This is a genomic window from Pseudomonas sp. MWU12-2037 (assembly GCF_023242345.1).
In the GTDB taxonomy this organism is placed as follows: domain Bacteria; phylum Pseudomonadota; class Gammaproteobacteria; order Pseudomonadales; family Pseudomonadaceae; genus Aquipseudomonas; species Aquipseudomonas gingeri_D.
This window is the reverse complement of sequence record NZ_JALLIZ010000026.1, coordinates 1-26681: the sequence shown is the minus strand read 5'-3', so window position 1 is coordinate 26681 and position 26681 is coordinate 1. Positions and strand designations below refer to the sequence as shown.

26 protein-coding genes are annotated in these 26681 nt (G+C 60.4%); 9 read left to right on the top strand and 17 right to left on the bottom strand.

The genetic code is table 11. From position 1 onward, the window contains the following. Positions 1-36: 36 nt before the first annotated feature. The 5 genes from M5B42_RS29670 to M5B42_RS29650 form a co-directional block, all read right to left on the bottom strand. Complete coding sequence (locus tag M5B42_RS29670) at positions 37-2436, bottom strand: TonB-dependent receptor (protein ID WP_248747823.1); 2400 nt, start codon at positions 2434-2436, stop codon at positions 37-39. Positions 2437-2541: 105 nt separating this feature from the next. Beyond that, positions 2542-2916, bottom strand: a complete 375-nt coding sequence (locus M5B42_RS29665; protein ID WP_248747822.1) for a DUF2946 domain-containing protein — start codon at positions 2914-2916, stop codon at positions 2542-2544. Positions 2917-3012: 96 nt separating this feature from the next. After that, entirely contained in the window at positions 3013-4035 is a 1023-nt protein-coding gene (locus tag M5B42_RS29660; protein ID WP_248747821.1) for an FUSC family protein, read from the bottom strand. Between the two features lie 47 nt (positions 4036-4082). Beyond that, complete coding sequence (gene mdtN / locus M5B42_RS29655; protein ID WP_248747820.1) at positions 4083-5150, bottom strand: multidrug transporter subunit MdtN; 1068 nt, start codon at positions 5148-5150, stop codon at positions 4083-4085. A gap of 15 nt (positions 5151-5165) precedes the next feature. Beyond that, positions 5166-5468 (bottom strand): YtcA family lipoprotein, encoded by a 303-nt coding sequence (locus M5B42_RS29650; protein ID WP_177103248.1) that lies wholly within the window; start codon positions 5466-5468, stop codon positions 5166-5168. Positions 5469-5676: 208 nt separating this feature from the next. On the opposite strand from M5B42_RS29650, the gene M5B42_RS29645 reads away from it, so the two are divergent. After that, positions 5677-6699 (top strand): AraC family transcriptional regulator, encoded by a 1023-nt coding sequence (locus M5B42_RS29645; protein ID WP_248747819.1) that lies wholly within the window; start codon positions 5677-5679, stop codon positions 6697-6699. A gap of 149 nt (positions 6700-6848) precedes the next feature. Continuing rightward, complete coding sequence (locus tag M5B42_RS29640; RefSeq protein WP_248747818.1) at positions 6849-7199, top strand: BON domain-containing protein; 351 nt, start codon at positions 6849-6851, stop codon at positions 7197-7199. A gap of 93 nt (positions 7200-7292) precedes the next feature. On the opposite strand, the gene M5B42_RS29635 is transcribed toward M5B42_RS29640, so the two are convergent. Continuing rightward, complete coding sequence (locus M5B42_RS29635; RefSeq protein WP_248747853.1) at positions 7293-7622, bottom strand: hypothetical protein; 330 nt, start codon at positions 7620-7622, stop codon at positions 7293-7295. Between the two features lie 167 nt (positions 7623-7789). Continuing rightward, complete coding sequence (locus tag M5B42_RS29630) at positions 7790-8713, bottom strand: AraC family transcriptional regulator (RefSeq protein ID WP_248747817.1); 924 nt, start codon at positions 8711-8713, stop codon at positions 7790-7792. Positions 8714-8942: 229 nt separating this feature from the next. On the opposite strand from M5B42_RS29630, the gene M5B42_RS29625 reads away from it, so the two are divergent. The 5 genes from M5B42_RS29625 to M5B42_RS29605 all read left to right on the top strand — a co-directional run bounded on the left by M5B42_RS29625 (position 8943) and on the right by M5B42_RS29605 (position 13226). Further along, positions 8943-9554, top strand: a complete 612-nt coding sequence (locus M5B42_RS29625) for a paraquat-inducible protein A (RefSeq protein ID WP_103494281.1) — start codon at positions 8943-8945, stop codon at positions 9552-9554. Further along, a complete protein-coding gene (locus M5B42_RS29620) occupies positions 9551-10165 on the top strand; it encodes a paraquat-inducible protein A (protein WP_103494282.1) in 615 nt (204 codons plus the stop codon). The genes M5B42_RS29625 and M5B42_RS29620 overlap by 4 nt, the downstream gene beginning before the upstream one ends. Further along, the gene (locus tag M5B42_RS29615) at positions 10158-11831 is read left to right on the top strand and encodes an MlaD family protein (protein ID WP_152741999.1); all 1674 of its coding nucleotides are present in this window, start codon (positions 10158-10160) and stop codon (positions 11829-11831) included. Before M5B42_RS29620 ends, M5B42_RS29615 begins: the two co-directional genes overlap by 8 nt. Before the next feature lie 5 nt (positions 11832-11836). Further along, positions 11837-12445, top strand: coding sequence for a PqiC family protein (locus tag M5B42_RS29610; protein ID WP_248747816.1), 609 nt, complete (start codon positions 11837-11839; stop codon positions 12443-12445). Between the two features lie 106 nt (positions 12446-12551). After that, a complete protein-coding gene (locus tag M5B42_RS29605; protein WP_103494285.1) occupies positions 12552-13226 on the top strand; it encodes a DUF3313 domain-containing protein in 675 nt (224 codons plus the stop codon). Between the two features lie 46 nt (positions 13227-13272). On the opposite strand, the gene M5B42_RS29600 is transcribed toward M5B42_RS29605, so the two are convergent. The 10 genes from M5B42_RS29600 to M5B42_RS29555 all read right to left on the bottom strand — a co-directional run bounded on the left by M5B42_RS29600 (position 13273) and on the right by M5B42_RS29555 (position 23522). Then, entirely contained in the window at positions 13273-14301 is a 1029-nt protein-coding gene (locus M5B42_RS29600; protein ID WP_103494286.1) for a DUF2157 domain-containing protein, read from the bottom strand. Then, positions 14298-15287: a DUF2157 domain-containing protein gene (locus tag M5B42_RS29595; protein ID WP_248747815.1), complete on the bottom strand. Its 990-nt coding sequence runs from the start codon at positions 15285-15287 to the stop codon at positions 14298-14300. The genes M5B42_RS29600 and M5B42_RS29595 overlap by 4 nt, the downstream gene beginning before the upstream one ends. Before the next feature lie 98 nt (positions 15288-15385). Then, positions 15386-16357, bottom strand: a complete 972-nt coding sequence (locus M5B42_RS29590) for an oligopeptide/dipeptide ABC transporter ATP-binding protein (RefSeq protein ID WP_248747814.1) — start codon at positions 16355-16357, stop codon at positions 15386-15388. Beyond that, entirely contained in the window at positions 16357-17352 is a 996-nt protein-coding gene (locus M5B42_RS29585; protein WP_248747813.1) for an ABC transporter ATP-binding protein, read from the bottom strand. The genes M5B42_RS29590 and M5B42_RS29585 overlap by 1 nt, the downstream gene beginning before the upstream one ends. Continuing rightward, positions 17349-18230 (bottom strand): D,D-dipeptide ABC transporter permease, encoded by an 882-nt coding sequence (gene ddpC / locus M5B42_RS29580; RefSeq protein ID WP_103494290.1) that lies wholly within the window; start codon positions 18228-18230, stop codon positions 17349-17351. The genes M5B42_RS29585 and ddpC overlap by 4 nt, the downstream gene beginning before the upstream one ends. A gap of 1 nt (position 18231) precedes the next feature. Further along, positions 18232-19248 carry an ABC transporter permease gene (locus M5B42_RS29575; protein ID WP_103494291.1) on the bottom strand — a complete coding sequence of 339 codons (1017 nt, stop codon included), beginning with the start codon at positions 19246-19248 and terminating at the stop codon, positions 18232-18234. A 75-nt stretch (positions 19249-19323) separates the two neighbouring features. After that, positions 19324-20904, bottom strand: a complete 1581-nt coding sequence (locus M5B42_RS29570; protein ID WP_248747812.1) for an ABC transporter substrate-binding protein — start codon at positions 20902-20904, stop codon at positions 19324-19326. A 208-nt stretch (positions 20905-21112) separates the two neighbouring features. After that, a complete protein-coding gene (gene ddpX, locus M5B42_RS29565; RefSeq protein ID WP_248747811.1) occupies positions 21113-21652 on the bottom strand; it encodes a D-alanyl-D-alanine dipeptidase in 540 nt (179 codons plus the stop codon). A gap of 36 nt (positions 21653-21688) precedes the next feature. Further along, positions 21689-22549, bottom strand: coding sequence for a MurR/RpiR family transcriptional regulator (locus M5B42_RS29560; protein ID WP_248747810.1), 861 nt, complete (start codon positions 22547-22549; stop codon positions 21689-21691). A gap of 163 nt (positions 22550-22712) precedes the next feature. Then, the gene (locus M5B42_RS29555) at positions 22713-23522 is read right to left on the bottom strand and encodes an isocitrate lyase/phosphoenolpyruvate mutase family protein (RefSeq protein ID WP_248747809.1); all 810 of its coding nucleotides are present in this window, start codon (positions 23520-23522) and stop codon (positions 22713-22715) included. Between the two features lie 1069 nt (positions 23523-24591). Between M5B42_RS29555 and M5B42_RS29550 the strand changes: the two genes are divergently transcribed. Both M5B42_RS29550 and M5B42_RS29545 read left to right on the top strand, forming a co-directional pair. Continuing rightward, positions 24592-25416 carry a hypothetical protein gene (locus M5B42_RS29550; RefSeq protein ID WP_248747808.1) on the top strand — a complete coding sequence of 275 codons (825 nt, stop codon included), beginning with the start codon at positions 24592-24594 and terminating at the stop codon, positions 25414-25416. A 167-nt stretch (positions 25417-25583) separates the two neighbouring features. Further along, positions 25584-26225, top strand: a complete 642-nt coding sequence (locus M5B42_RS29545; protein WP_248747807.1) for a hypothetical protein — start codon at positions 25584-25586, stop codon at positions 26223-26225. Positions 26226-26681 lie beyond the last annotated feature (456 nt).

The window sequence follows — 26681 nt, the reverse complement described above, 5'->3', positions numbered from 1 at the left end:
CTCCCGCTCTGGTGAATGGCGTCGTGCAGTGCCGGATCAATAGTCATAGTTGAGCCCCAGGAAGGCGGTGCGCTGCTGATAGGGATGCGGGCTGACGAAGTACTTTTCATTGCCCAGGTTGTCGACGCCGGCCGAGGCCGTCAGGTGCGCGTCGATCTTGTAGCTGGCCTTGATGTCGAACACGCTATAGCTGCTGATGCCGCCATAGGTGTCATGGTTGCTGTCGGTGTTCAGCAGGGTGCTGTAGGCGCCGCTGGAGTAGCGGTAGCCGAGGGCGTAGGTCAACTTCGCGTTCTGGTGGTAGACCGCCGAGATCCGGCTGCGCCAGCGCGGGATACGCGGGAACTCCTTGCCTTCGGCGGCCGGCGCCAGGCTGTCCTGCTGCACCTCGGATTCGGCATAGGTGATGCTGCCCGACAGGTCCAGTCCGTCGAGGCCGACGTCGTGGGCATCGAGGGCGGTTTCCACGCCACGGATACGTGCGCGGTCGATATTCTCGACCTGGGTCAGGTTGGGGCTGACCGTGGTGTCGGTCTGCGAGAACAGGGCGTTGCGGCGATTCTCCTGGAACAGCGAGACGCGCATCTGGTACTGGCTCCAGCTGTACTGCGTGGTCCAGTCGTAGGATTGCACGTCCTCGGGTTTGAGGTTGGGGTTGTTCTGTACCAGTTGGTTGCCGCTGGTGACCTGCTGGAACAGCTCGGTCACCGTCGGGTAGCGCACCGCGCGGCCGTAGGACAAGCGTGTTTGCAGTTCCGGAGTGATGTCGAAGGCCAGCGCCGCCTTGGGCGAGAAGTTGTGGCGACGCTGGTCGGGGTAGCTGACCTGGGCCGGGGTGGTCGCGGTGTTGAGGTTGAAGCCGTCGAAGGCTTGCCAGTATTCCTCGCGGCCACCGAGGGTCAGGGTCCAGCGCGGCGCCAGTTTCCAGACGTCCTGCAGGTACAGTGCCTGGGTGCGGGTCTCGCCGCCGGAGGCCGCGCTCTTCGCTCCGCCATTGCCGTTCTGCCAGTCGCTGACCTGGTAGGTGTCCTGCTTCAGCAGGTAGTCATCAATGTGATAGCCGAAGGTGACTTCATGGGCCTGGCCGAACAGCGGTTGCGGCCGCCAGATCCCGCGCAGCTCGCCGGTCTGCCAACCGGTGCCGTCCTGCACCTGGCGGGTGCCGGCCGAGGTCTGGCCATAGTTGGAAGCCGAGCGCGATTCTTCGTTGAGGTACTGGTAGTTGCTGTAGGCGGCATGCCAGTCGAACGGGCCCCGGGTATCGCTGCCCACCGACAGGGCATTGAGGATGTGCAGCTCGTCGGTGCTGCCGGGGTTGAGGCCGGACACCGTGTAGGCCTTGCCGCCGATATTCACCGGGCCGTTGTAGAAGGTCTGGCCGGTGGCGCTGTTTGTCAGGTAGCTGTCGACGCTGGTATGGGACTCATCGGCCCACAAACCCAGGGTGTAGATCGCGGTGACGTCCGGGTTGATGTCCCAGCCAAGCTTGAGCTTGCCCTGGTCCTGGACGCTGTGGTCGATGGCGTAGCCGCCGAACACCAGGCGCGGGTTGCCGTTCTGGTCGGTGTCCTGCTGCGCGCCGCTGACGCGGGTGGCCGAGGCCGCGGCGGTCCTGCTCGAGAGGCTGGAGGTGGCAAAGCTCATCGGCTGGCCCTGGGCGTCGAGATGGTCGTAGGAGACCCAGGCCGAGAACGGCCCGACGCGGTTGCCGCCGGCCAGGCTGACGTTGCCGCTGTTGTAGTTCTCGTGGGTGCCGTAGAGCTTGAAGTCCTGTTGCGCGCCGGTGATCGCCGCGTGGAATTCCGGGCGGGTCGGCATGCGGGTTTCCAGGGTGACCACGCCGCCGAGGGAGTTGCCCGGGTAAAGCGCGCTGAACGGCCCGTACATGACGTCGACCCGGGAAATCTCGCCGGGCGAGACCAGGCCCCAGCGCGGCGGGAAGCTGTAGCTGTTGCCCAGCAGGTTGGAGAGCAGCAGGTCGTCGGCGTAGACCAGCGACTGGGCGCTGGACACGGTCCCGGTGGTGCGGGTGGAGACGATGCCGTTGCGGTCGCCGATATAGCGTTCGCGCACTTCGAGGCTCGGCAGGTATTTCAGGGCCTCGGCCGAGGTCATCAGGTTGACGCTGTCCTGGATCTGCTCGGCGCTGCGGCTTTCCACTACCGCCGGGGCGCTGGCGATAGCATGGGGCAGCGGCTGTACCTGGGCGTCGGCGGTCACCGTGACATTGCCGAGGACGATGGGGTTGGCGTCGGCACTGCTGGTGCTCGGCGCCGGGGTGTCGGCGTGTACCGGCAGGGCGGTCGGCAGCAGCACCAGGCCGCTGGCCAGAGCCGAGAGCAGGGCGTGGTTCAGGGTTGACAGGCGTCCAGCCGGCAAAAGGGCGGCCGGACGCTTCAACGCGCGGAGGGCGCGTTGCTGGGGAGTCATGGGCATCGGTATGGATCCGTGATTCAGGGCGACAAAACACGCGGAAAAACCACGGGCGCCAGCGCGCTCGCGGTGTTCAGCGGATGGTTTGTTGTTGGGGAACTGCCTGGATCAGGCCTGGGGCGGCCCGCGCGGACACAGGTCCAGGGGCCATTGATAGGCCGGGCTGGGTGTTTTGCAGGAAACAAGGGTGGGGGTGGTCGGCACCAGCGGCGGCAGTACCGCCACGGCCCAGAGCAGGGCCGGGCTGTCGTGAAACAGCGAGCAGTAGCCACAGGCGTCGAGCGTCTCGTGGGTGCCGTTATGCTCGTGCCCGCCCGAAGGGTGGGACATGTCCATGGCATGTTCGGGGCACTCGATGCCACTTGGTGGCTGGTGCTCCAGGGCCTGGACGGTACGGGAAATCGTCGGCACGAACAGCAGCAGACCCAGGGCCAGCATGGCCATCCAGGTTGCGAATCGCTGCTGGGTTCGAGTGCGGGGCACGTGGGTTCCCGGTCAGGGGCAGGAAGAGGGCTGTGATCTTGCCACGTCGAGCACGGCGAGCAAAGGCCAGCGGCAATCTGCCGCAGAGGGCAGGCCTCAGGCTTTCGCGGACTCCGGCCACAACCCGGCATGAATCAGGGCTGTCACGATGACCCCCAGCAATATGCCCACCAGCCGATCGCGGATTTCGCTCAGATTGGTCATCGGCGCGAAGTCGGCCAGCAGCGCCAGGGCGAAGCCGAACACGATCTGGATCCCGGCATAGCTGCTGCGCGGCGAACCGGCGCTGACCCAGGCGGCCAGGCCCAGCACCGGCAGGCTCATCAGCAACAGGCCGACGATGCTGTCGATCTGTGGCACCACCCAGACCATGCACATCAGGGCCAGGGCGCTGCCGACCAGGCAGCCGAGGATGCGCAACAGGCCTTTGTGCAGGGTTTTTTCCAGGCTCGGCATGGCCGTGATCAGGCAGGTAAGCATGGCGGTGTGGATACCCGGCCAGTCGACCGCCGTGTACAGCAGGTAGCACACCAGCGCGGCGAGCAGGGTCTTGAAGGCGAACTGCAGATAGACCGGGTTTTCAAAGGCATCGGCCACCAGCAGCGGTGGCTTGGGGGCCGATGCCGCTTCACCGGGTGGCGGCGGTGCCGGCAGCAGCAGGGTGTTGACCGCCACGGTCACCAGCGTCGGATAGACAATCGCGATCCAGGCCCAGAGGCAGGCCCGGGTCAGGGCTTCGGGATCGTTATTGAGGTCCACCTGGCTCTGGATATAGATGGTTATCAGGGCCATCACGAAAAACAACGGACCGAGCCGACAAGTGCGCATGAAAAACACGCTGGCGAAAAACACCAGGCTGGCGCCGGTGATGCGCAGCAGGGGATAGTCGAAGCTGAATTTGAGCAACAGGATAGCCACGCCCACGGCCAGCGTGGTGCTGACGATAAACAGCGTGCCGAGCATCCGGGTCAGGGCCACGCTCGACTGGCTCACGAAGAACACCAGCACCAGGGAGATCGACAGCAACGGCACCTGCAAGCTCATGGCGATCAGGATGACGATCGTGCAGGCGAGCAGATGACGAAGGACCGCGTTCACTCGGCCAGGGTGATCGCTCATTTCTTCCTTGAAAATGTCCCATAACGATTGTCCCCGCGCTTCTCCCTTCATGGCGTCGGGGTCGTCGAGGCGGGCGTCGGGCTGTTACCGGTGTTGATGATCGCCACCGCCGACGCCCCAAGGCGAAACGGCTGCAGGTCCGAGCCATTGACCCGGATGCGCACCGGAAAACGTTGTGAAACCCGGACCCAGTTGATCGACCGCGCGACCTTGGGCAAGCCGTTGACATCACTCCCGCCATCGTCTGGAAATACGCCAAAGCCGATCGAGTCGACATTGCCGCTGAATGTCCGGCGGGTATCGCTCATCAGGTAGACGGTGGAGGCGTCGCCCGGGCGAATGTTTTTCAGCTCGGTTTCGCGAAAATTCGCGACCACGAACCAATGCCCGGTGTCGATCAGGCTGAACACCGACTGGCCTGCCGAGGCGAACTGGCCGGCGGTGGTCTTGAGGCCCACCACACGGCCGTCGAACGGCGCGCGAACAGTGCTGTACTCGACGTTCAGTGCCGCCCGGGCGATCTGCGCTTCAATCACCGCCCGATGGGCCACCTGGGCATCGACGCCGCTGACCGCGGTGCTGGCCTGGCGCGCTTGCAGTTGGCTGACATTGAGTTGCGACAAGGCGCTGAGCCTGGAAGTTCGTGACTGGTCGATGGCTTCCGCGGAGATATAACCGTGGGACAGCAGGGCTTCCTGGCGCCTGAGGGTGTCGCCGCTTTGCTTGGCCTGGGCCTGGACCCGCTCGATTTCGGCATGGGCGGCCTCGGCGTTCAAGCGTTGGGCGGCGATCTGCCGTTCGTTCAGGCCGATCTGCCGATCCAGCTCCACCAGCGACGCCTTGGCCTCGTCCAGTGCCGCCTGGTAGGGCCGTGGATCGATGCGCATCAGCACATCGCCCTGATGGACCTGCTGGTTTTCCCGCACCGGCAACTCGACGATGCGCCCGCTGACCTGCGGGGTGACATTGACGGTATCGGCATAGGCGTAGGCGTCGTCGGTGCGCGGTTGCGCATCCAGCCGGGCGATCACCCAGAGCAGCAGGCCCAGGGCGGCGATGCAGAGGGCGGCGATGAGCAGTCGACGAGGAACCTGTGATGACGAATGTGTTTGCATGGGGAAACGCCCGGGTTAGAAGAAGACCAGCCAGCTCAACAGCGAAAAAACCAGGGCCAGCAGTGGGTAGCTCAGCACCCATGGCTGTAGCCATGGGGTACGCTGTGTCCTGAGCAGCACGGCCCTGACCAGAAGGGTCAGCAGGACGCCGGCGATCGCGCAAAACAGCCAGTCCGGGAAATACGCACCGACCACGCTGATCGACGGCGGTTGCTTGCAGCCGGCCAGTGCCAGGCAGGCCAGTGCGCCGGCCAGCACTTTTGCGCTGCCTGGCAGGCGTCTGTCCGGACGGGGGATACGGGGAGGGCGGGTGTTCATCTCGGTCGAGGCTTCTGGTCAAATGAGCAAAATGGAGAGCGCCGCTGACGGTTAGTGTCCGGATCGAAGCGGGCGAGTGTTGCGCGGTCTTGCGTTAGCAATAGTCTAGAGATGGCGTCTGGGGTGAACATGATCTGTTCGGCCATATTATTGATAGGGAGTGCACTGTGATCGACCTTGGGTTCCTTTCGGCGGAGTCGACGCGCGAGTGAATAATCAACAGCGTAGCATCAGCAGCGCGGTGATCATGGCCAAGGTCGGTGGTGAACGTGGCCTGTCGACCGTGGACTTTCTTGCCGGCTCCGGACTTGAGCCCGCGGACCTGGAAGCCCCGACCCATCTGGTTTCCTTCGAGCAGGAATTTCGCCTGATCCGTAACCTGCTCAAGCACTGTGGGTGCGTCACAGGCCTGGGCCTGGAAGTGGGTTCGCGCTACCGCTTCACTTCGCTGGCCGCGCTGGGCTTTGCCCTGGTCAGCAGTTCCACGTTGCGCGATGCCTTTTCACTGATTCCGTATTACTCGGAGTTGAATGCCAGCCTGGTGCGCGTGGTGGTCGACGCCCAGGCGACGGACCTGCGGATCGAATGCGAAGAGAGCGATATCCCCCTGGATTTGCGCCCGTTTATCGTCGAGCGCTCCTTTGTCGCCGGATTGAAGATCGCCAGCGATCTGCTTGGACGCACGGCGATCCCTCGGGCCATCGAGTTCAGCTTTGCCGAGCCGGCCGATATGGCGCTCTATCAGCAATTCACTGGTGTACGGCCGCACTTCAATGCGCCGAAAAGTGCCCTGGTCTTCAGCCAGGCCGACGCGGATATCCTGCTGGCGTTGGCCGATCCCCTGGCGCTGCATATCGCCCATGACCAGTGTCGCCGAGGTTTGCCGGTCGGGCCGAAGAGCGCCGGGTTGGCCGGGCGGGTGCGCGAGTTGCTGGCCGCGCAGCCGGCCGCCATGCCGGCGATGGGGCCGCTGGCTATCACTTTGTGCATGTCGGTGCGGACCTTGCGGCGCCGCTTGCAGGAGGAGGGCGCGACCTATCTCGGCTTGTGCGACGAAGTGCGCCAGGCCATGGCCGAACGTTTGCTGACGGGCTCGCGCCTGCAGATCGAGCAGATTGCCGAGACGTTGGGGTATTCGGAATCCGCCAGCTTTATCCATGCGTTCAAGCGCTGGACGGGGGAATCGCCCCATGCCTTCCGGCGGGCCCGGGCTCAGTCGCGTTCCGAGTAGGGGTTGGATGGGGTGCCGCCGGGCGCCTGCCGTCGCTTTTGGGCAGAGCGCACTATAATTAATCAGCGTCTGTGTGGCGGTGGCGCGTACTCCACAGCCGCGCCCCGGGTATGAACAGTACGTCTGAAGACTCGACAGAGGGTTCTGCCATGAAAAACCATTCCTTGCAGCATTACTCCCACGATCTGGGCATGGCCGTGCACGACACGTGGACCACCGCCCGGGTCAAATCCGCCCTGGCCATGGCGGACTCCGCGCAAAGCCTGCATATCCATGTGAAAACCCATGCCGGTACGGTGTTGTTGAGTGGCCGGGTGCTGACCCATCGCCAGTGCGAGCAGGTCATTGATCGGGTCCGCGCAGTGCCTGGGGTGCTCGACGTCGATGCCCGCGAGCTGCTGACCCATGTATTCATGCCCGCCAGCTCCATGCAAGCGCCCGATGCCGAAGAGGCCAATGAGTACCGGCCGCCATTGCCGCGGCGTGAGGATGACCAATAACACTCTCGGTATATCAGCGGCAGGGCTGGCGGTTGTCAGTCGGCCCTGCCGGGATGCGCCCCAGCGTCAGCTCTGGACGTGATACCTGGCAGGCTACGGCTCCTCAGACCTGGGGGCAGGTTTGTGTCGAACGCTGGACGCGAGCGCCCAGGCAGTAATGAGCTCCACCAGCACGGCCGACAAGATACCCGGCCCCGCATGACCCGCCCACAGTTCCCCCACACCCAACACCGCCAGGACGCCGCCGGTCACGGCGAAGCCATCGGCTACCGCCGTTCTGGCAACTGAGGGTGGGGCGCTGCGCAAGCGCGCCAGCATCAGGGCGATGCCCAGGAATAGTGCGGCCGAGCGCCGCGCCACCAAACCGGTTGCCTCGGTGTAGCCGACATTCCAGCTTTGCAGCAGAAGTTCTGGCACCCACATCCAGATCAGGGCTAGTGCCAGGCACAATGCACAAACCCATGTACAGACGGTATGAAATCGAAGTGTCATTTTATTGGGCGGCCGATTCGCCTCGGAGTGGAACAGACCTCGAATATATCCGTGCAATCCGGCGCCGTATTGAATGTTTCGGACAAACTGGAGGGGGCCTAAGCCCAGATGCGGTAGACCCAGAAGCTTTCATGGTCCAGGCAGCGTTTCAATTCATCCGGACTGAATCCGGTGTAGCGTCGGAACTCTCGGCACAGATGGGGTTGATCGGAGAAACCGCTGTCAGCAGCCAGCTTGGACCATGCTGGCGCGACACCCGATGCGACTGGATTCGCCGCCAGTAGCACTTCTTCTATCCGACCCAGGCCACGCAGTTGCCGTAGCGTCTGGCCGGTCCAGCTCTTGATCCGCCTGTCGACCTGTCGTTCGCTCTGGCCTCGGCCTTGAACGGTTGCGCGCAGGGCCACGTCGCTGGACCAGTCTGCCAGGCGATGTGCACGGGCCATTGCCGCCGAGTAAGAGGGCACGGTAGTCACTGAGTCGTGGCTCTGCGTGGCTGTCGCCGATTGGGCCGCCGCCCAGCGCGGCCCCAGGAATTCCTCGATCAACCTGACCCGCGCCCCATCATCCGGGGCCGTCAGTACCGCGTGTGCCATGTCCTGCCAGTCTGAATCGAACAGTGAGGCGAACGGGCTGTAACAGTTGATGTGCGGCCTGATCTCCAGGCCGGTGAGTGCCTGTATGGCATCGGGATAGATCAGCAGCGTGAAGAAATGAACCTCGTTTCCGTTGTCGCTGAACGAGGGGCGCGTGTGTGGGCCTGAAAATGCAACGGGCAAGGACGTGCATTTGTCGGGCACGCGAGAATCCTGCCCGCGGATAACCCAAACGATGACGCAGGTAGAGGTGGGTGGGAAGTGATTGCGACGCTCCTCGGGAGTCAGGGCGGCGATTTCGCGGGTGCTGCGCGATAGATAGGCTCGGATGCAGCCGGTGAGGGCTGAATGAGGGGCGTACAAGGCGCTGTGAGTCGAGCCAAGTTTGCCCTGTACTTCTCTGACCGGCCGAGTTTCATCTGTCATCGATTCAGACTAACACACGCGGCGCGCTGGTCAGAGTTGCGCACCACCAGTAACACCGGTGTCCGCTGTGGGGGCTTTGGAGCGGGACCGTTGATTTTATGCGTCAAATAGCAACCGGTTTCGATCCGGGCTTCTATGATGATTTGATCCCACAAGAAACTTGTCCCTTGAGCCTGGCGATCTTGTCCGGCTCGTGGGAATGAATCCTCTGTAAGCCACGGACGAGCCTATGATCTCTTCTCCAGCCTGGATCATCTGCGAGCATTGCGATTCGGTGTACACAGCCGTACCGCTGGCCAAAGGGCAGACTGCGCGTTGTGTCCGTTGCTCGGCCATTCTGGCCCGTGGCGGCCAACTCAGCCTTCAACAACTCCTCGCGCTGTCCATCAGCGCGGCGCTGCTTTTCGTTTTCGCCAATGCATTTCCGGTGATCTCCATCAGCCTGCAAGGCCTGAGTAACCAGGCGACGCTGTGGCAGTCCGTGGAAGCCCTGGCACAGGGACAAATCAGCGTAATAGCGGCCGTGGCGGGACTGGCGATCATCCTTGCGCCTATGCTGCAAATCATCTTGTTGTGCTGGGTACTCAGTTTTGCCCTGGTCGGGCGCGCGGCTCCCGGCTTCAAGATCTGTATGCGAACCCTGGAGCAATTGCGTCCCTGGAGCATGCTCGAAGTGTGTTTGCTGGGGATTCTGGTGGCCATCATCAAACTGGCCGGCATGCTCGATGTGCATCCGGGACTCGGGTTGTGGGCACTGGCCATGCTGACGGTGTTGATCATCCTGATTTCGGGCAAAGGTATCCGTCGGCTGTGGCAAGACCTGGAGGGCGTTATTCCGTGAGCAGGCCGCCCTATGCCAGTGAAATGAATCTGGCCCTGTGTCACACCTGCGGGCAGGCCTGCCCATTGGCGGACGCGAGCTGCTCCCGCTGTGACGCCCGGCTGCATCGACGCAAACCCGATAGCCTGGCCCGCACCTGGGCACTGCTGCTGGCCAGCATGATCTGCTACATCCCGGCCAACCTGATGCCGGTGATGTACACCGACATCTTTGGCAGTGGCAGTGAAAACACCATTTTCAGCGGGATCATGGAGTTCTGGCAGGCAGGCGAGTGGGACCTGGCGTTGTTGATCTTCATTGCCAGCGTGGCGGTGCCGTGCATGAAGTTTCTGGTGCTGGGTACGCTGCTGATTACCTGTCAACGCCGCAGTCGCTGGGCCATGCGTGAGCGCTCCAAACTCTATCGGTTGATCGAAGTGGTGGGTTACTGGTCCATGCTTGATGTGCTGGTGGTGGCCCTGATCGCTGCCCTGGTGCAGTTTCGTTCTCTGAGTACCATCGATCCGCGGATGGGCATCCTGTTCTTTGGCCTGGTGGTGGTACTGACGATGTTCGCCGCCATGAGTTTTGATCCCCGGCTTATCTGGGACGCAGAGGTTGAAAATGCCTGACTACCCAAGTTCTGCCGATACGCCGGTTCCAGGCAGCCCCGAGGTCAAGCGTCGGCGCTTCAACGTATCGCTGGTGTGGCTGGTGCCGATTGTCGCGGCGCTGATCGGGTTGTCGATGGTGGTGCATAACGCCAGGCAGGCGGGGCCGCAGATCACCGTGAGCTTTCTGACGGCTGAAGGGCTGGAAGTCAACAAGACCCAGGTCAAATACAAGAACGTGGTGATCGGCAAAGTGACGTCGATTGCCTTGGCAGACGATCGCAGCCACGTCGAGACCACCCTTGACCTGGACGCCTCCGCCAAGTCGTTTGCCACTGATGACTCGCGGTTCTGGGTAGTGCGCCCGCGCATCGGCGCTAACGGTGTCTCGGGGATCGGTACACTGCTGTCCGGCGCTTTCATCGGCGCCGATGCCGGTGAATCGGAGAAGAGCAAAAAGGACTTCATCGGCCTGGAGACCCCACCGCCCATCACCTACGGTCAGAAGGGCAAGCGTTACACCTTGTACACCGACAATCTCGGCTCGCTGGATATCGGCTCCAACGTCTACTACCGCCGCATTCCGGTTGGCGAGGTGGTGTCCTACAAACTCTCAGAGGACGGTAAAGGTGTCGAGGTGGAGATCTTCGTCCACGCGCCAAACGACCAATTCGTGACGAGCGATACGCGCTTCTGGAATGCCAGTGGCGTTGATATCAGCCTGAGCGCCGACGGCCTGAAGGTGAACACTGAGTCCGTGACCTCGATTCTCGCCGGAGGGATAGCCTTTGTTGAACCCAAATACAGTCCCAATCCTCAGCAGGCTGAAGAACGGGCGCGGTTTACGCTGTTCAAGGATCAGGACACCGCCATGGCGCCCGCCGATGGCGAGCCGCGCTACTTCCGCATGCGTTTCGATCAGCCCCTGCGCGGCCTGGTGGTCAATGCACCGGTGGATTTTCACGGGGTGACCCTTGGCCGAGTGGTGTCGGTAGACCTGGATTATGACGAGGTCAAGAAAGACTTCCCCACCCTAGTAGGGGCCGTGATTTACCCGAACAGGCTGGGTAAGGCCCATGAAAAAATATTGAAGCTTCGGGGTGGGGACGATGAAACCCAAGGTGCGCAATTGATGGCCGAACTCGTCTCGCGAGGGCTCAGGGCGCAGGCCCGGAACGGCAACCTGCTCACCGGACAACTCTACATCGCCCTGGATTTCGACCCTGGTGCGAAACCTGTGACGTTCGACGTGGCGGCACGGCCGCTGGAGATTCCGACGATACCGGGCAGCCTGGACAAACTTCAGGAGCAATTGCAAAGCGTGGTCGACAAGATCAGCAAGCTGCCGATCGAGCAGATTGCTGGAAACCTCAATGGTAGCCTCGGCGAACTGCAGAAAACCCTGAAAAAGGTCAATGGCGAAGTTTTGCCGCAAGTGCGCGATACTCTGGCCGAGACCCGGAAAACCGTGGCCTCGGCCAATGACAGCCTTTCCGAAGACTCACCGCAGCGCCAGCAGTTGGGCCGGACGATGGAAGAGCTCCAGCGTACTGCTCGCTCGGTGCGGGTGCTGACCGATTTCCTGGGGCGGCATCCCGAGGCACTGATTCGTGGACGCCTCAAAGAAAACCAGCCCGATCGCTATCAATCCTCGCCGTCCACCTCTCGGGACATTGACCAGGAATGAACACCATGACCCGTCGCTTCCTGGCCGTTTTCACCACCTTGGGCCTGGCGGCCTGCAGCTCGGCGCCGACCCACTACTACACGCTGGTGCCGACGGCGACAGATAGCACAGTGCGCACGAATGTAGCCGCGCCAGCCTTCCAGTTCGAGATGCTGCCCGTGCGCATACCGGTCCAGGTCGATCAGCCACAAGTGGTTGTTCGCCAGGGCAGCGGAGCCTTGACGATCCTCGAAACCTCGCGCTGGAGCGCGCCATTGGCCGACGAGTTCCATGACGCCCTGGCCGGGCAGATGGAACTCAAACTGGGTATCCGAGATCTGGCGGGCTTACCCAAGGCCCAGGGCCTTGCGACACTCTTTCTGCAAACCGACGTCCGACGTTTCGACTCACTGCCGGGTCGGTACGCCTTGATCGATGTGGTCTGGAGTATCAGCCTGCGCGGCGACGGCGAGAAACGTCGCAGCCTGACGTGCAGCAGTGTCATCCGCCAATCGGCCGGCCCGCAGGTACAGGACCTGGTGCTGGCCCATCAGCAGGCCATCGGGCAGTTGGCGAGCATTATTGCTGGCGCCGCGCGCAACTGGTCGACATATCAGGGTATAGGGTGCCCTTAGGGGATGCGCCGGCAATCTGTGGCTACACTCGTTCCTGCCACATTGATTCGCAAATGACGTGGTCGGCTTGCCTGAAGGAACAATCAAACCCAAAAGTGAGGAACACATGAACACGGTCCGTAAATGCCTGTTAGGTGTTGCATTCGGTAGCCTGTTGCTAGGTGGCTGTACCTCGAAAATCACCGAGAAGTCGCAGTACTCTGGCTTCTTGTCCAACTACAACAACTTGCAGGAAGTTACTACCAGCAGCGGCCAGAAGGCGATGCGCTGGGTCATCCCCTCCTGGAACCCGAACGCCTACGATACGGTCGCGTTCAAGCAACTGGATCTTTACCCGGCACCTCGGCCCGACGATAGGGTCAATCTCAAGACCCTTGAAGAGTTGCAGGCGTACATGACCAACAACGCCAAAAGCGTCCTCGGCCAGAAATACCGGATCGTACCGAACGCTCAATCTGCGCCTGTCGGTTCGCGCACGCTGATCATGCGTGCTGCCATCACTGGTGTTACGGCGTCGAACGAAGGCATGCGCTGGTATGAAATCGTTCCGGTCGCCGCCGTCGTCGGCGGCGTGACTGCCGCCACGGGCCACCGCGACCAGAGCACCGAACTTTATATCGAAGCCGAACTGATCGATGGGAGCAGCGGCCAGACTGTGGCCAAAGTGGTGCGTAAAGTCTTTGGTGAAACCCTGAGAAATTCGAGCCAAGCCGTCACCACCAATGACTTTAAAGTGGCGATCAGGGCTCTAGGCAGCGACTTGCAGGCGTTTATCCGGTAACGCCGGGCACCCTGCGAGGGTTTTGCTCTCGCAGGGTGAATCTGCTTCAAGCCTCGGCAGCCGTGCCACGGCGTTTCTGCCGCTCGGACTCCAGCCAGATCACCAGCGCCAGCAGGCTGCCACCGGCTATCAGCAAACTCATCAGCCAGCCCAGGGTCTCGGCGATCTGGGTGAAGAACAGCGTATAGAACTGGATGATGAAGAAGGTCGAGCCATAGCCCACCAACATGCCGAAACGCAAGCGAATCCCCAGCGCCAGAATCCCCAGGCTGACCAGCGCCCAGAGCACGTTATACATCACCAGTTCTCCGGTATCGGCCAGGTGCCAGGGGCCATCGATCAGCTCGTAGCTGCCAAACAGCGACAGTAGCCACAGGGACATTTCGCCGACAAACAAACCGCAGGAAATCCACACCTTGGCAAAGCCGCCATAACGTCCCAGCCACCCGGCCTCGCCGCGCAGATGCACCACGCCCGCCGCGATCAACGCGACCGCAGCGCCGAGAAAACGTAGCGGGTAGTTCATGCCGAACCAGTAGGCGCCCCAGCCGGACTGATAGCCGCTGCGCCCGCCAAACCAGACAAAGAACAGCACGCTGCACAGGGTCAACAGCAAGACGTTGTTCAGGGCGTAACTGAGGACCAGCAGTATCAGCAGATCGACCAGCAGCAGCGCCGGCCAGTTGCCCGAACCGTCCGAATAGATCATGCCCAGCACAAAACTGGTGCCGATCAAGGCAAAACCACCGAGCAACTCAAGGGTGCCGCCCAACAGTTTCAGCTGCCTGCCGATCAGCCAGCGCCCGCCAACAAACAGTCCCAGGGTTACCAGCGCCAGGCTGACGGCCAGTTTCGGCAAGGTGAATTCCAGGTGTTCGCGCAGAAACAGCAGTAATCCCGCCGCCAGGCTGATCGCGCCAAAGGTCAGGAACCAGCGGCCCAGCGAGCGCCAGTCCCAGCGCGTCAGTACATAACGCTCGCCAATGCGTGCGTGCTGGTCGATGTCGATCTGGCCGTCTCGCAGCCATTGATCCAGTGCGTTGTGCACCTGTTGATTACGCTGATCCGGGCTCATTGTGCTGCTCCCTTGACGCGCAGGGCCATGCGTTCAAATGACCAGCCCAGTAACAGGCCGATGATCCCGGCCACCGCGAAAAACGTTGCAATGCCCAGGCGGTCCCAGGAGTACTCATAAAAGCGGGTGTACAGGTCGATGCCCAGGAACACCACGGCGAAACCGGTAAAGCTCGGATGCTTGAAGCGTGCGCCGACCACCAGTTGCCCGATGGCTACCAGGGTAAACAGCAGGGTCCATATGCGCGTGTCGCTGCCTAAATCATCGAGGCTGAGAAACCAGAGGGAGCAGTTGAGGTAGAGCAGCCCGAAGATCACATACAGTCGGCCAAACCCACAGAAGCGGCGCAATTGGCGCTCCTCGGCCAGCTGGTGGCCTAAACCCAATACCGCCGCCAGCGCGGCAATCACGGCCATCGAACGCGGGTCCTGGATATCGAAAAAATAACCGCCGTGCCCGACGTACCGGCCCCACGCGCCCAGCCCATGGAATGCACACAGCAGGCCCAGGAGAAGCGGCCAGCGTAGACGATAGCGGTAGGCGGTGAGGGCGCTCAGCAGCGCGGTGACCAGCAGCGCCAACGGTAGATTGCCATACTCGCCCACGTCATTATCTGAAGTGCCCAGCAACAGGCTGGCGCCGATCAGGATCAGGCCGATGGTCAGGATCGCCACACCGGTAACCGGCGTGCGCTGGGCCGGATCGCGGGCCATGCGCACACCGCCCCACCACAAGCCGACCCCGGCAAAGAAGAACAGCACGGCGCCGACCGTCACCGACTGGCTGAACAGGCTCAAGCCCCCCAGCACCGCCATGCCGATCAGCAGGACCGCGCCGATCCCCAGCCATTGCAGGACGTTGGATAACAGCTGGCCCGGTTGTTCGTAGGGTGCGCTCAGCCGCTTGCGGGCTTCGGCATCGATCAGGCCGCGGTGATGCCAGTCGGCAATTTCGTGAACCAGCAGCTGCTTTGTTGTTTTTCTCATGGTGTCCAGAGGTCCGTGACGTGAAAAATCCGAATGGCCTACAGAACATTAGTGTCATTCTCAACGCGCGGCGTCACATTTTGAAAACCGAAGTCCTGTCAGCCTTGCACATGGCACCTGACCCGCTGCGGCTCCTCTCCCAGCAAGGCCTGCGGCTTTTCACAGCCGGCAGTACACAAGCTGCACCTTTCACGAAAGAAACAGCCCTCTGGAAGGCGCCGGTTCCCCGGCAGTTCGGTCGGCGCCGCTACCTGTTCCGCCTGTAGGGGCACGCCGAGTCGCGGCACCGCTTCGAGCAGCAGGCGGGTGTAGGGGTGACGTGGCTGCTCCAGCACTTGGGCGGCGCTGCCCAGTTCGACGATCTGTCCCAGGTACATCACCGCCACCCGGTCGGCCATATGCCGCACGACCGACACGTTATGGGAAATCAGGATGTAGGTCAGGTTGCGGGCGCGTTGCAGCTCCGCCAGCAGGTTGAGGATCTGCGCCTGAACCGAGATATCCAGGGCGGAGGTCGGTTCGTCGAGGACAATGATGTCCGGGTCCGATGAGAGGGCGCGGGCAATCGCGATCCGCTGGCGCTGACCACCGGAAAACTGATGGGGGAAGCGGTCCAGGTACTCCGGGCGTATGCCCACCTGGGCCGCGACCCGGGCCGCGATATCACGCATTTGCCCACGCGGTGCATGACCCTGGGCGTACAGCGGCTCGGTGATGATTTTCCAGATCGGCAGGCGCGGATCTAGAGAGGATTGCGGGTCCTGGAACACGATCTGGACATTGCTGCTGCCTTTGCCGTCGGTGCGAGCGGCCCAGTTCAGTGCGCCGCTGCTCGGTGCCAGCAACCCCATCAGCAGTTGGGCCAGGGTGCTTTTACCGCAGCCCGACTCGCCGACGATACCCAGGGTTTCGCCGGCCCTGACTTGCAGGTCGATACCGTTCAGGGCGTGGGCGTAACCCCGTGGTCGGCCCAGCCAGTCGTTGCTCACCGGGAAACGTACGCGCACGTCGTCCAGCCGGAGAATCTCGGGGGCCATGTCGGTCACGGCGTGAATCACGGCACTGTTCATCACGAAAGCTCCTTGACCGGTAACCAGCACGCACTTTTGCGTTGCTCATTACCGTTGATTGGGTTGAGGCTCGGACGCTGGGCGCAGATCGGCATGCTGTGGGCGCAGCGTTCCGCGAAGGTGCAGCCGACGGGCAGGGCGGCCAGGTTCGGTACTTGCCCGGGAATGGTCATCAGTGGCAGCCCCGGCTCGACCATCTCGGGCAGGCCGCTGAGCAGCCCCTGGGTATAAGGGTGCTGCGGGTTGTTCATCACATCGGCGGTGAGGCCCTGCTCGACCACGGCTCCGGTGTACATCACATAAACCCGATCGCAGAACTGCGAGACCAGGGCCATGTCATGGGTGATCAGCAAAATGGCGGTGCCTTTCTGCCGGGCTTTCTCCCTGAGCAGCAACAGCACCTGGCGTTGTACGGTGACGTCGAGGGCGGTGGTCGGTTCGTCGGCGATCAGCAGTTGCGGTTCGCAGGAGAACGCCAGCGCGATCATCACCCGCTGGCGCATGCCGCCGGACAGCTCGAACGGATAGCTCTCCAGGACTTGCTCAGGACTGGCGATATGCATGTCATGCAGCAGCGCGATGGCCTTGAGACGGGCCTCGGCCGCGCTGATCTTCTGGTGATGGATGATCACGTCGAGCATTTGCCGGCCGATGCGTCGGGTCGGGTTCAGGGCGGTCATCGGCTCCTGGAAAATCATCGCGGCATCGCGGCCGCGGATCTGCAGCAGCTCCTTCTCGGAGGCCGCCAGCATGTCGCGATCAAGCATGCTCAAGCTGCCGGCGGTAATGCGATAACTGCGTTCGGGCAGCAGACGCATGCTGAGCATCGCGGTGACCGACTTGCCCGAGCCGGACTCGCCGACCACGCCGACGATTTCGCCGGGATTGACGTGCAGCGTGACGCCATTCAAGGCCTTGACGTTGTTCTTGTAGGCCGGGAATTCCAGGCTCAGGTTGTCGATGGCCAATACGGGGGTGGAGGTCGGCATGGTCATTTCCCCTGTTGCCGTGGGTCGAGCAGATCGCGCACGCCATCGCCCAGCAGGTTGAAACCGGTGGCGGTGATCAGGATCGCCAGGCCGGGAAAGGTCGAATACCACCAGTTATCGAGGATGTAGTTGCGCCCGGTGGCGACCATCGCGCCCCATTCGGCGGTCGGTTGCTGTGCCCCCAGGCCGATAAAGCCCAGGGCCGAGGCCATGAGAATGGCGCTGCCGATATCCAGGCTCAGTTGCACCAGCAACGGTGGCATGGCGTTGCGCGCCACGTGCCAGTGGACCATATGCCAGCGCCCGGCGCCGAAGGTCTGGGCGGCTTTGACGTAGCCCATCTGGCGGATGCTCAAGGCCTGGCCGCGGGCCAGCCGCACATAGGATGGGATTCGCACCAGGGTGATCGCCAGCATGGCGTTGAACAGGCTGGCGCCCAGCGCGGCGGCCAGGGCCATGATCAGCACCAGGGATGGCACCGACAGCATGATGTCCATCAGGCGCATGATCAGCGCGTCGAAACGCCCGCCGATCACCCCGGAAAAACAGCCCAGCAAACCACCGATCAAACAGGAAGCAAAGGCCACGAACAGGCCGACGCCCACCGATTGCTGGCTGCCGAACAAAACGCGGCTGAACAGGTCCCGGCCGACCTCATCGGTACCGAACCAATGTTCGGCGGACGGTGGCATCAGGCGCGCGCCGAGGTCCAGGGCATTGGGATCGTGGCTGGCCAGCCAGGGGGCGAAGATCATGCATAGCAGGACGATCAGGCTGATCGTGAGGCCGGCCATGGTCAGCGGGCTGCGGCGGACCTGATAGGCCAGGTAGGCGAGTTTCTCGCCCCAGCGCGGGCCGCGTGCGGCAGTCAGGGTCACGGACATTTCAATTCACCTCGCCGATGCGTGGGTCGATTACGCGGTACAAAAGATCGATGGCCATGTTCAGCAGTACATAGATAAATGACACCAGGATCGCGAAGCCCATTACCGCCGGGAAGTCCAGCGACTGGATCGACTTGACCACATAGGCGCCCATGCCGGGCCAGGCAAATACGGTTTCGGTCAGGACGGCGCCATAGAGCAGGTCACCCAGGGTCAGGCCGAGCACGGTCACCGAGGGGATCAGAGCATTGGGCAGGGCGTGGCGCAGGATCACCGTCCAGCGTGACAGGCCATAGGCGCGGGCGGTGCGGATATAGTCCTCGGACAGTTGCTCCAGCATTGCCGAGCGAATCTGCCGGGCGACCACGCCGAGGGTCACGAAACCCAGGGTCGCGGCGGGAAGAATCAGGTGTTGCAGCACATCGAGAAACAGCCCGCCGTCACCGGCAATCAGTGAGTCGATCAGGTAGAAACCGCTGAAGGTCGGTGGTGGTGCCAGTCCCTCGGACAAGCGGCCGCCACCAGGCAGCCAGCCCAACTGGCCGTAGAACAGCACAATCGCCCCAAGTCCGAGCCAGAAGGCCGGGGTGGAAATACCGGTGACCGCGAGTGTCCGGGCGATCTGGTCAATGGCGCGGTTGTGATAGACCGCCGACAGCACCCCCAGAGGCACGCCCACCAGGATCGCCAGCACCAGCGCCACCAGCGCCAGCTCCAGGGTGGCCGGGAAGAACGCCTGCAGGTCTTCGAGGACCGGGCGGTTGGTGCGGATCGAAGTCCCCAGGTCGCCGTGCAGCAGGTCCATCAGGTAACGGCCATATTGTTGATACAGCGGCAGGTCCAGGCCCAACTGGTGACGGATGCCCGCCACCAGCGCATCGCTGGCACGGTCGCCGGCGATCAGTCGGGCCGGGTCCCCGGGAATCAGGTGCGAAATTGCAAAGGTAATCAGCGAAACGCCGAACACGACCAATACCAGGCCGAGCAGGCGCTTGCGCAATAGAGTCAGGAAGGCCATTGGGCACCTCAGTCACAGCAACGACGAGAATCAGACGCCGCGCCAGCCGCGAACGACCGGCGCGGGGGAGCCGCTTTACTTGCTCATGCTGCCCAGGTTGAAGACCTGTTCGAGCATCGGGTTGAACACGTAGCCTTTGACCGAGTCACGCATCGGCAAGGTGTAGCTCTTCTGATAGAGGTAGGCGTAGACGCTGTCCTTGAGCACCATTTTCTGTGCGGTCTGGTACAGCTCGACGCGCTTGGCGGTGTCGCTGGTGGCGGCCGCTTCGCGGATCAGCTTGTCGACTTCGGGGTTGCTGTAGAACGAACGGTTGCCTTGCAGGCCCTGCATCTTCGAGTCGAACCAGAAGTTCATGAACATGTAGGGGTCGGCAAAGTCCGGGCTCCAGGCGCCCGAGGCAATGTCGTAATCGGCCTGGCCGACGCGCTCGCGCAGGGTCGCGTTGGCGAGTTTTTCCATCTTCAGGTTGATGCCCAGGGGGGCCAGTGCCGCTTGCAGCGTCAGGCCGATCGGTTCCCAGTTGGGATCCTTGTCCGAGTACATGTAGCTGAGGCTGGTGATTTTCTGCGGGGCCTTGGCCAGGCTGTCCTTGGCGGCGGCGAGGTCCTGTTTCATCGGTGGCAACGAACTGTCGTAGGCCCACATGCCGTCCGGGATCGGCCCGTTCATCAGCTTGGCCTTGTCCTTGAGAATACCTTTGACGATGCCGTTGTAATCCACCGCCTGGGTAATCGCTCGACGGGCATCGACGCTGGCCAACGGACCCTTCTTGTTGTTCAGGTACAGGTAGGTCACCCGCAGCGACGGGAACTCCCGGACCACCACGCCGGACTTCTTGGCCAGCGCGCCGAGCTGGTCTTCGGGCATGTCTTCGATGATGTCCAGGTCACCGTGTTCCAGTTGCAGGCGACGCACGGAAGGCTCGGCGATGATCTTGACCACCACGGTTTTCAGCGCGGGCTTGGGCCCGGCGAAGTAGGTGTTCGGCTCCAGGGTCAGCGACTGGCCTTTCTGCCAGGTGCTCAGGCGGAAGGGGCCGGAACCCGCGGTGTGGCTGGACAGCCAGGCATTGACGTCGGGTGTCTTGGTCACCACATCGGGGTTGATGATCGAGGCGCCGTTGTGGGCCAGGGTAAACAGGAAGGGTGCAAAGGGCGTCTTCAGGGTGAAACGGATGGTCTGCGGATCGACCACCGCCACCACCATATCCTCGGGGAAGGCCCCGGACGGCCCCTGCTTGAGGGTCATCAGGCGATCGAAGGAAAACTTCACCGCGGCGGCATCCACCGGGGCGCCGTCATCGAACTTGTTGCCGGGTTTGAGCTTGAATTCCCAGACCAGGTTGTCCGGGGAAACGGTCCAGCTTTCGGCCAGGTCGCCCTGGACTTCGGTGCTGCTTTTATCACCCTCGACCTTGTAACCGACCAGGCGTTGATACGACGGATAGGTGATGGTCCAGTCGTTGTTGTCAAAGGTCACGGCCGGGTCGAGGGTCTGCGGGTCGGCGGGTTTGCCGATGACCAGGGTGTCCTTGGGCACCGCCGCGGTCGCGGCCTGCCAGGCGCCGAGGCTCAAGGCGCTGCACAGAACGCTCAGCAATAGTCTGCCGGTGCCGGGAAAGGGTTTGCGGGTCACGGTGTTCGTTGGGTTCATGCCGGTTTCCTTGATCATTCGATGTATGGAAGTTCGTCAGGTTTTTTATAAAAGCTATAACCGGGCAGTTGCAGGTGAAGCCTGAGTAACGCTGTCTTGTTGTTGTTTTCAGCCGCACCGGAAGTGGGCTGTGCTGTGTTGCCTGCGAAACTCTGTGGTTTCGTCAGTGTTGGCGTTGCGGTTTGATTGGGGTTCTCAGGGCCGTGGTTTACACCTCCTCCAGCAGGGGGTAATCGTCGGCATTCGGTAGTTCGTAATGCCACCATTCGGTATCGATCGCCTGGAACCCGGCGCCGAGCATGATCCCCAGCAACAGCAGGCGATTGCGTTGCACGTCGGCGGGTAGGTCGGGGTAGAACTGATGGGAGCGCTCTTCCATGGCGTCGAAGGCCGTGCCCATGTCCAGCGGCTCGCCATCGGCGTCCACCAGGGTCAGGTCCACGGCCACGCCACGGCTGTGGTGCGAACCCAGGTGCGGGTCGCGCACGTAGTCGTTGTTCGGCAAGGCTTCCCACAGCAGGTATTGGGCGTAGGGCGGGCGGTAGGCGTCATAGATGCGCAGGGTCAATCCGGCCAGGCGCGCCCGTTGGCTGGCCTTGTTCAAACAGTCGGCGGCTTGACGATGCAGCAGGCAACGGGCAGTCGGGTAGATCACTTTTCCAGCCAGGTTGTCCGCGCTGGCGTAGATCAGGTCGATTTGCAGCTGATAACGCTGGGCATCGATCTCTACAAGGGGGCTGTTGTTCACGCAAACACTCCAGTTGGGATTCGCAGAGGCGGTGGGTCAGCCTTCGAACTGGCCGAAGGCTTTTTGCAATTGGCGGTTCTTGGCCAGGCGTTCATCGAGGCGCTCGCCGTACTTCTCCGCGACGGCCGAGACCACCAGGTTCAACAGGCAGGCCAGCGGAGCGGGGGAGTCCCAGAACTGCCCGACATCGGTTTTCAGCTGCAACAGATCCAGCGGGTAGTCCCGGGCCCAGGGGCATTGCAGGTCGGTGATCAGGGCCAGGGGCAGGTTGTTTTCCAGCGCCGCGTTACAGAAGGTCTGGGTCACGCTGGAGTAGGCGCGGAAGTCGGCAATGATCGCGTAGGGATTGGCGAAGCCGGAGTTCAGGGTTTCCGCGTAGATGCCGGAGAGGCCGTCGACGTAGTAGACCTTGGGGCGAATGTATTCGAGGTGGCTGTGAAACGCCGTGAGAATCCCGCGGGTCGACTGGATCCCGAGGATGAACACCGCATCGGCTTCATGGATGCGCTGGACGATCTTGCCAAAGGCCTCGCTGCGCGCCAGCCCATAAGCGTGCTGGATGGCCTCGATCTCGCGAGTCATGGAGCGGTCGAGCGCGTCGTCCTGGTTGGTTTCGGCGCGAAAGGCGGCAATCCGGTCAGTGATCAGCCATGAGCTCGGCGCTTCGCCGCGCAGGCTTTTTTTCACTTCATCAAGGTTGCGGTAGCCCAGGGAGCGCAAAAAGCGCCCCACGGAAATCCCGGTGGTGGAGGCTTGCTGCGCGATGCTGTCGGCCGACTCGAACGGCAGTTGCTCCGGATTGCCCAGCAGATAGCTGGCGATGCGCTTGCCGGTGGGGGTCAGGCTGGAGAACTGTTGCTCCAGTAACAGAAGAAAGCTGTTCTTTTCCGTGGACATATCGGCGCGCCGGGATTGTTATGTTTGTGTCATTTTGTGTTTCGTTGTTATAAACATAACATTGGCTTTCGAAGCAACACAACGCCTTTTTCAGACGATCTCACAGGGGGGCAGCCAGGTTTTGTATGCAGACGGGGCCGATGGCCCCGTCCGGGAACAGCGATTACTCGGTTTTCGCTGCCATCAAGGCATTCAGTTCGCCGTAGGTATGGGCTTTCAACGCGTGGGTGTCGAGCTGGCCATTGTCCAGGAAGCTGCGGACCAATGTGCCCATGGCGCCATGCAGGAACTCGGCGATGCTCGAACCCGCGCTCAGGCGTCTGACCCCCAGGCGCTGCAATTCGGCGGGGGAAGCCAGCCCGTCCCGGGACAGCAGGTTGACCGGCAGTGGGGTGGCCCGGCAGATGGCGGCAATTTCGTTCGAATCGACCACGCCCGCGGCAAACAGCCCATCCGCCCCGGCGCCGGCATAGAGTGCGGCGCGTTTGAGCAGTTCTTCAAGACGCTGCTCGGCGGGGAACAGGTTTTTCAGGTAGACGTCGGTGCGTACGTTGATGAACAGCTTGACGCCCGTCTGGTTCGCCACCTTTCTCGCCACATCGATCTTGCGCACCAGCAGCTCTGGAGCGCCGAGGCCGTCTTCGATATTGATCCCGACCGCCCCGGCGGCGATCACGGCGTTGATCACCCGGCCGACCTGCTCCAGGTCATCCGAGTAGCCGGCTTCGATATCCACCGTGAGCGGGACGCTGAGCACCCGTGCCATGGACTTGACGGTGGTGCTCAGCAGGTCGAGAGGCAACTGGTTGCCATCCTGGTAGCCATGGGACCAGGCCATGGCGGCGCTGCTGGTGGCCACGGCCTTGCCGCCGAGGCGTTCGACGATGCGCGCACCGCCGGCATCGGCAACGTTGGCCAGGACCAGCAGTCCATTCTGATGCAGGCTGTGAAAAGCGTTATCCAGTGCGGTCATGACTGTTCAATTCCTTTTGAAAAATGTATTGGGCAGCATACAGCCTTACTCAGTTCGGAGGGAACCGAGCTGTTTTTACTGACTTTCCGAGGACAGCAATACCGTTTTTTGCGGGATGGCTGAGCGGGACGCAAGCGATGTTGCAGGCTATGCTGAACTGAGGCTGAACGAGGTTGAAGTTACTGAGTCTGGATTGGCGAAAGTAAGAGGTGTTTCTTGTCTGCAGGAGTGCTTCATGGGCGGGGCAGGGCAGAGGTAGTTGAGTCGATTGTATGGAGTTCGTTACCAGGTAGCTCAATCGAGACAAGGGTTGCAGCTATTGAAATCCAGGGTTCATTGAGCCAGCTGAGCGCATTCAATGTGTCGTTTGGTGTTCTTGTATTTTGTTTTTGATACAAAAGCGTACTTGAAATTTTTGACCATTAGCGAAGTTTTCTGGATAAAAACAATGCTTCTTCTTGTTCGTGAGAGGTGCTAGCCTTTGGTGGCCTTTTGATATCTGATTTTAGTTGGTGTCAAATGATGGTTTTTGGTGTGTCTGGTTTTTAGCTGCAGCACCTTTTTAATGTATTAGCTTGTCCAGGGTTGGTTTGTCGTGCTTGTAATAGCAAGATGCACTTTCATCTTTCGTTAAAAACGTTGAGTTGACATGTCTGATCGTAACGCAGGGAGCAGCGTTTCGTCCGAAACGCGACAACACACAGGAAGTGAAGACAGTGGCATTGCCTCACTCGTCGCCATCCCCAAACTTTCGGGTGTTGCCGTCATCACGGAACACCTCAAACATCTGTCAGGGCTGTCCCTGTCTATCAATGCCCTGACGCTAGCGCGTCTGGCACGGCAAGATGCAGTCAAAGCCCGCTCGACCACGAGCCGGGTCAGTCGCTTTGCCCAAGCTCCGCTCCCGCGATTACCAAACTTTGCGACGGATACTTCCTGGTCGCGGCCAACAAATGTGCAAACGACAACATTTTGAATTCGGTGGCGATCAAGGCCGAGCAGCGCTCGGCGCATTCAGAGCTGCTGATAGCGGGTTAGCTATTGGAATGTTTAAAAAGAGGGAAATATTTTGAAAATTAATGAAATAGCAGTTTTTGCAGTCACTGCAGCTTTGTGCACGACGGCATTCGCCGGAACAGATGATATAAAAGCATCGAATAATCAGTTTGACGTTCAGGCCATTTCCACGAAAGTCGATTATAAGGAAACCACCAAAGGGCGATTTGGCAGTCCTGTCGGAACCTTTGCTACGGAAAACGGCACTGTCCACGGTTTTGCCTTGTCTTTTTCCATGATGAAGGACGTGCTGCTGGATAACGACTATCTTCAATTTCAGTACAGTAAGAACAACGGAAATACCGGGTATAAGGGGACGCTCCAGTCAAGCGGGAAATACGGTTCTGCCGTCGGACAGTCTAGCGCAAACATTTCCGACTATAGTCTGCGCTGGGGAAAAGGTTTTGCGCTTGATGGAGCGTTCATGGTCACTCCTTACGGCGAGCTTGGCCGGCATGAATGGCAGCGCGGCGTTAATTTTGGCGAAACCTATACCCATAGTTGGTATGGCGCCGGCACACTTGTCCAATACTCGCCATTTTCCCGTTTGGTATTTACCGCCAATGCCCTGGTTGGACGCACGTTCGCGTCAGACGTTGATGTGAGTGGCCCTCGTGGCTTTTCTGCTGGGCTTGGAGATTCCAATCTGTATAAGGCCGGTTTATCCGCAGATTATGCATTCACGAAAAATCTTCATGGGAATGTGGGTGTCGATTACACGTCTTTCAAATATGGCATCAGTTCTGCGCATAATATTTCAAGCACTGCGGTGGCGTTGGAGCCAAGCAGTCAGACCGATGAGACGACCCTGAAGATTGGGGTTGGCTACGCTTTTTGAGTATGAAGCGCAGGCGTGTCAGATGTTTTTCATTTTTAAGTAGAAAAAATAGACATTAGACAATCGAAAGAGGCCGGTATGTTTTCAAAGGGGTGCGCCACGAAAATAAAGTGTGCTCCATTTTTTTGGATGTCTATGTTTTCTACTTGGGAGAGGTGCCTGTCATCATGGTGTTTCGTTTGAGGAATGTTCCTGCGGACTATCCGAATGTACCATGGTTTAATTCGGCTCCGATATGTGGTTGTATTTCTGTTCTTGTTGTTTTTTATGCGGTTTGTGGGGTCTATTTTCCGTCCCTGACTAAGGTGTTGGATTTTTTTATAGGTCCTGTGATGAGCGGTCTTGATAGTGTGGGTGTGAAAATCGCTCCCGTTATCACCGGCCCTTTCAATGTGACACTGTATAGAAATTTGAGTGGAATAACATTTGTTGGGGTCTTGATATATAACTTCGTTTCTGTGCTTTATATGATAAAGCATAAAAGGGCCGCTGGGATAGGGTGTGTGGAAACCCACGTGCTTCTGATGAAAAGAAAACAATGGGGCGTAGTGAAGGCTTGGCTGGTGTTACATTTTTATGTTTATGTCGGTGTTGCTTTTTATATGGCGTTTGGGACCTTTGGTCTGCTGAACGGTGTCTACCACTGGGCAGTATTCGGCACTGGGAAAAATGATATTTTGGAGATGTGCTTTGTATCTCTGTACTTCTTCTTTTTAGGCATGACACTTGCGTGTTTTTACTCGGTGTATTTTAAGTATATTGTGTTTGATGTGCGCTATTTATTAAGGAAATGTCGAGCCGACACCTAGTCTACATGTTTCTTTTTTTTGCCAAGGAAAACTATGAGGAAATCAAGCTTGATAAGCCGTTAGGATACATTATTGGGTTTTTGTTTTTTCTCATCGTCTTTATGATCCCGTTTTTTCTTCCGTTTATTGGAAATTCTCCCAATCCTCTTATGAATCAAATGAGTTATTTTTTACCCCTGCGGTTATTGGTTTGGGGCACGACAGCGATGAGCCCATTTGCTTTAGGGTGGTTTGTGGGTTGCATTTATCAACGATTTATTGTTGGCAGAAAGTACTGAAGGGGCGCAGATCGGACGGCCCAGCCAGGCGCCTCTCGATAGGCAGGTCAATCTCTGCTCGATAAACAGACCAATTATTTATTGGGTCATATTCAATTGCCTTATTTACGCATTTTAGTCCTTGGTTTTATTAGTTGAAGAGCGCTATACGTAATGTGTCGTATCAGGCGATCAGTAA

Bases quoted from the DNA above. Each gene is read 5' to 3' on its own strand.
- M5B42_RS29545 (WP_248747807.1), top strand. From the start codon at position 25,584: ATGGTGTTTCGTTTGAGGAATGTTCCTGCGGACTATCCGAATGTACCA.
- mdtN (WP_248747820.1), bottom strand. From the start codon at position 5,150: ATGCAAACACATTCGTCATCACAGGTTCCTCGTCGACTGCTCATCGCC.
- M5B42_RS29610 (WP_248747816.1), top strand. From the start codon at position 11,837: ATGACCCGTCGCTTCCTGGCCGTTTTCACCACCTTGGGCCTGGCGGCC.
- M5B42_RS29570 (WP_248747812.1), bottom strand. From the start codon at position 20,904: ATGAACCCAACGAACACCGTGACCCGCAAACCCTTTCCCGGCACCGGC.
- M5B42_RS29555 (WP_248747809.1), bottom strand. From the start codon at position 23,522: ATGACCGCACTGGATAACGCTTTTCACAGCCTGCATCAGAATGGACTG.
- M5B42_RS29560 (WP_248747810.1), bottom strand. From the start codon at position 22,549: ATGTCCACGGAAAAGAACAGCTTTCTTCTGTTACTGGAGCAACAGTTC.
- M5B42_RS29605 (WP_103494285.1), top strand. From the start codon at position 12,552: ATGAACACGGTCCGTAAATGCCTGTTAGGTGTTGCATTCGGTAGCCTG.
- M5B42_RS29585 (WP_248747813.1), bottom strand. From the start codon at position 17,352: ATGACCATGCCGACCTCCACCCCCGTATTGGCCATCGACAACCTGAGC.
- M5B42_RS29630 (WP_248747817.1), bottom strand. From the start codon at position 8,713: ATGACAGATGAAACTCGGCCGGTCAGAGAAGTACAGGGCAAACTTGGC.
- M5B42_RS29635 (WP_248747853.1), bottom strand. From the start codon at position 7,622: ATGTGGGTGCCAGAACTTCTGCTGCAAAGCTGGAATGTCGGCTACACC.
- M5B42_RS29670 (WP_248747823.1), bottom strand. From the start codon at position 2,436: ATGCCCATGACTCCCCAGCAACGCGCCCTCCGCGCGTTGAAGCGTCCG.
- M5B42_RS29575 (WP_103494291.1), bottom strand. From the start codon at position 19,248: ATGGCCTTCCTGACTCTATTGCGCAAGCGCCTGCTCGGCCTGGTATTG.
- M5B42_RS29615 (WP_152741999.1), top strand. From the start codon at position 10,158: ATGCCTGACTACCCAAGTTCTGCCGATACGCCGGTTCCAGGCAGCCCC.
- M5B42_RS29650 (WP_177103248.1), bottom strand. From the start codon at position 5,468: ATGAACACCCGCCCTCCCCGTATCCCCCGTCCGGACAGACGCCTGCCA.
- ddpC (WP_103494290.1), bottom strand. From the start codon at position 18,230: ATGTCCGTGACCCTGACTGCCGCACGCGGCCCGCGCTGGGGCGAGAAA.
- M5B42_RS29625 (WP_103494281.1), top strand. From the start codon at position 8,943: ATGATCTCTTCTCCAGCCTGGATCATCTGCGAGCATTGCGATTCGGTG.
- M5B42_RS29590 (WP_248747814.1), bottom strand. From the start codon at position 16,357: ATGAACAGTGCCGTGATTCACGCCGTGACCGACATGGCCCCCGAGATT.
- M5B42_RS29595 (WP_248747815.1), bottom strand. From the start codon at position 15,287: ATGAGAAAAACAACAAAGCAGCTGCTGGTTCACGAAATTGCCGACTGG.
- M5B42_RS29640 (WP_248747818.1), top strand. From the start codon at position 6,849: ATGAAAAACCATTCCTTGCAGCATTACTCCCACGATCTGGGCATGGCC.
- M5B42_RS29600 (WP_103494286.1), bottom strand. From the start codon at position 14,301: ATGAGCCCGGATCAGCGTAATCAACAGGTGCACAACGCACTGGATCAA.
- M5B42_RS29660 (WP_248747821.1), bottom strand. From the start codon at position 4,035: ATGAGCGATCACCCTGGCCGAGTGAACGCGGTCCTTCGTCATCTGCTC.